Source organism: Microbispora sp. CSR-4 (assembly GCF_008033685.1).
Lineage (GTDB): Bacteria > Actinomycetota > Actinomycetes > Streptosporangiales > Streptosporangiaceae > Microbispora.
Genome location: NZ_VJVX01000134.1, coordinates 1 through 3,687, shown reverse-complemented (window position 1 = coordinate 3,687; position 3,687 = coordinate 1). Strand labels below are relative to the sequence as shown.

Here is a 3,687-nt window from a genome sequence, read left to right as displayed (position 1 = left end):
CGGCGCTCTGCTCTACGCCGCGTACCTGCTCGTCGGTGACCGGGTGCCGCTCGTGGTCTGCGCCGCGGTGGCGCTGCCGATCGCGGTGGCCGGGATCCTGCTCGCGACCGCCCGACACGACGGTTTGTCGCTCGACCGCTACCTGCTCGCCGTCGTCCGCCACCTGCGCGCACCCAAACGCCTCGTCTCCGCTTCCCAGGAGGTGCCACCACCTCCCACGTGGATCGGCGCCAGGCCCGGCCCCGCTCCCGCGCAGCTACGCCTTCCCGTTCAGGGGATGGCAGAGGACGGGCTACTCGACCTCGGCCCGGACGGCGTCGCGGCCATCGCGGAGGTGTCCACGCTCAGCTTCGCCCTGCGTACCCCCGAGGAGCAGGACGCGCTGGTCACGGTGTTCGGGCGCTGGCTCAACTCGCTGTCGGGCCCGGTCCAGATCCTCGTACGCGCCGAACGGGTCGACCTCGCCGAAACGATCGCCACTCTTGAGCACAACGCCCGCCACCTGCCGCACCCGGCGCTGTCGGCCGCCGCGCTCCAGCACGCCGGCTTCCTCGCCGACATCGCCGGCCGTCATGACCTGCTGCGCCGCCAGGTCCTCCTGGTTGTACGTGAGCCCGCGGCAGGTAAGGCGCGGGAGGCCTCGGCGGCCCGTGCCCTGCGGCGGCTGGACGAAGCCGCTCGTCTGCTGTCGGCCTGCGGCCTGACCGTCCGCCTGCTCGACACCCCCGCCACGAGCGCACTGCTGGCCGCCTGCTTCGACCCGGCGGCACCGCCGCTACCCACCGTCCAGATGGCGGCTCCGGACCAGGTCATCACGAGAGGAGAACGCTGGTGAAGCTCGCCTTCCGCCGCACGACACAGCGCGCGCATGGGTTCGGCCCCGACGCGGTCGAAGTCCGGCCCCGGCACCTGCAGGTCGGCGACGACCACTGCGCGACGCTCGCCGTCACCGGCTACCCGCGCGAGGTCACACCCGGCTGGCTGGAACCCCTGCTCACCTACCCCGGGCGGCTGGACGTGTCCTTCCACGTCGACCCGGTGCCGTCCCTGGTCGCCTCCGACCGGCTCCGCAAACAGCTCGCCCGCCTGGAATCCGGCCTGCGCAGCGACCACCAGCACGGTCGGCTCATCGACCCCAGCGCGGAGGTCGCCGCCGAAGACGCCCAGGAGCTGGCCTCCCGGCTCGCGCGCGGCCAGGCCAAGCTGTTCCGCACCTCGATCTACCTCACGGTCCACGCCACCACTGCCGAGGAGTTGGAGAACGCCTGCGCCCAGGTCCGGGCCCTGGCCGCCTCCCTCCTGCTGGACGCGCGCGTGGTGACCTTCCGGCAGCTTCAGGGCTGGGTGTCGGCGCTGCCTATGGCGTACGACAACCTGCAGATGCGGCGCACCTTCGACACCCCGGCGCTCGCGGCGGCCTTCCCCTTCACCAGTCCCGACCTGACCGCCGACCTCGGCCCGACCACAGTCCTGTACGGCGCGAACGCGGCCAGCTCCTCCCTGGTGGCCTGGGACCGCTTCGCCCAGCCCAACCACAACTCGACCATCCTGGGCTGTTCGGGCGGCGGCAAGTCCTACCTGGCCAAGCTGGAAGCACTGCGCTCGCTCTACACCGGGGTTGAGGTCGCCGTCATCGACCCCGAAGACGAATACGCCCGTCTGTGCGCCGCAGTGGGCGGCGCCTACCTCCACCTCGGCGCGCCGCACGTCCGCCTCAACCCCTTCGACCTTCCAAGCCCCACCGGGCGAAGCACCACCGATCGCGAGGGCGATCCACTCACCCGCCGATCGTTGTTCCTGCACGCGCTGATCGCGGTCATGCTCGGCGGCCCGCTGGGCAGGACCGGCAAGGCTGCCCTTGATCGGGCCATCATCGCCGCCTACAAGCAGGCCGGGATCACCTTCGACCCGCGCACATGGAAACGCCGACCGCCACTGATGAGTGATCTGGTAAGCACGCTTACCGATGACGGGGATCCCGCAGCGGCGGAGATCGCCGCCGGGCTCGCGCCGTACGTCACCGGAAGCCACCGCCGACTCTTCGACGGCCACACCACCACCCGGCCCGACTCGCATCTGATCGTCTTCTCTCTGCGGGACCTGCCCGAAGAGCTCAAGGCCATCGGCACGCTGCTGACCCTGGACGCGGTTTGGCGGCGCGTCTCCGACCCGGTCAATCGCCGCCCTCGTCTCGTTGTGGTCGACGAGGCATGGCTGCTCATGCGCGACCCGGAGGGTGCGAAGTTCCTGCTGCGGATGGCCAAGAGTGCTCGCAAGCACTGGGCCGGGCTGTCGGTGGTAACCCAGGATGCCGCCGACCTGCTCGGCTCCGACATCGGTCAGGCGATCATCGCCAACTCCGCCACCCAGATCCTGCTCCGCCAGGCACCCCAGGCGATCGGCCGAGTCGCCGACGCCTTCCGCCTGTCCGACGGAGAACGGCAGCTCCTGCTGTCAGCCGACCGCGGTTTCGGCCTGCTGGCCGCCGACGCTGGTGCCTCTCGGGTCGCCTTCCAGGTCCTGGCCAGCGAGCAGGAACACCGCCTCGTGACTTCCTCCCCTCAAGAACTCGCCGAATACGCGGAGGTCGATCTGTGAACACCTCAATCAATCAACGGCTGGCTCGGCCGGAGGTGCTCACGCCACCGGTGGCCGCCGTACTCGAGTGCGAGAGCCTCGTCCAGCCAGCAGCGCCGTACGGCGTCCAAGGTAGGCAGGACCTCGGCGAAGTCGCGCTCATCCTTGGGACGCGGATTCTTGGCCTTGAACAGCAGCTGCACCTCCGGCGCGATCCTCATGACCCCGTCCTCGCGGATCGTCAGCGTCGACAGCGGACGGCGAATCCGTGCGTCACGCCGGTACACCCACGTCTCGCCCTCGGCCTCATCAAGCATCACCTGGAACCGCCACGGCCCGCCCGGGTGCTCACGCACCCAGATGTCATGCACATGGGCCGGCAGCACCTCACCGACCGGCCACGGCCGCAGCGTCCCTGGAGGGTCGGCCGCGTGCACGTCCCAGCCGGCCAGCAGCTCGCGTACGGCGAGTTGGTCGCGGCGCAGCACGGAGATGTCCACACCCCCGTGCTCACGGAAGGAACGGCCGACGGCCAGTTCGATTGCGTACCCGCCGCTCACCCACCACGGAGCGGCCAGGTCCCGGAACAACGCGACCACCTCGGCCAGCGGCATCGGCTCCCATGGGCCCCACGGCGTCTCGATCCTCGGCACCGACCCATCATCACCCGGCACGGCAGGACAGGTGAGGCCCGATGATTCAGGACCTTCTTTACAATCCGGATGTCTTCGTCGAGTGGTTCCTGGCCTGGGTGAACGCCCACGTCTGGTGGCTCACCTTCGGGGTTTCGGCCGCTGCGCTCGTCCTCGAACTGGTCAGCGCCCTGGTCGTACGGCTGCGCCACCGCGCCGCGACGAAGGGGGCGCGGTGCGTGGAGATCCTCGCGCCTCCAGTGGCGGACATGGCGGGGTCGGAGGCGCTGTGGACGAACCTGATGGGGCTGCTGCGCCCGGCCTGGAAGCGCGCCCTGTTCGGTCAGCCGCACCTGGCCTTCGAGTACGTCTTCGGCGTCGGCGGCGTACGGATCCGGCTGTGGGTTCCGGGCACCGTCCCGCAGCACCTGGTGGAGCACGCGATCGAGTCGGCCTGGCCGTCGGCGCGCACGGCGGT

Annotated in this window: 3 protein-coding genes and 1 pseudogene; 3 read left to right on the top strand and 1 reads right to left on the bottom strand. The window is 70.4% G+C overall.

What is annotated here, in order from left to right; all coding sequences use genetic code 11:
• Together FLV34_RS41035 and FLV34_RS38865 are read left to right on the top strand one after the other, a co-directional pair.
• Positions 1-835 (top strand): PrgI family protein (locus tag FLV34_RS41035; RefSeq protein WP_187280869.1); only part of this gene is annotated, 835 nt, incomplete at its 5' end.
• Positions 832-2,598, top strand: a complete 1,767-nt coding sequence (locus tag FLV34_RS38865) for a VirB4 family type IV secretion system protein (protein ID WP_222709797.1) — start codon at positions 832-834, stop codon at positions 2,596-2,598. The genes FLV34_RS41035 and FLV34_RS38865, both read left to right, overlap by 4 nt.
• A 5-nt stretch (positions 2,599-2,603) precedes the next feature.
• Here the strand turns inward: FLV34_RS38865 and FLV34_RS38860 are convergent, their stop codons facing one another.
• Complete coding sequence (locus tag FLV34_RS38860; RefSeq protein WP_147945546.1) at positions 2,604-3,230, bottom strand: amino acid transporter; 627 nt, start codon at positions 3,228-3,230, stop codon at positions 2,604-2,606.
• A gap of 41 nt (positions 3,231-3,271) precedes the next feature.
• Between FLV34_RS38860 and FLV34_RS38855 the strand changes: the two are divergent.
• Positions 3,272-3,687, top strand: a pseudogene (locus FLV34_RS38855) (ATP-binding protein); the annotation flags it as partial.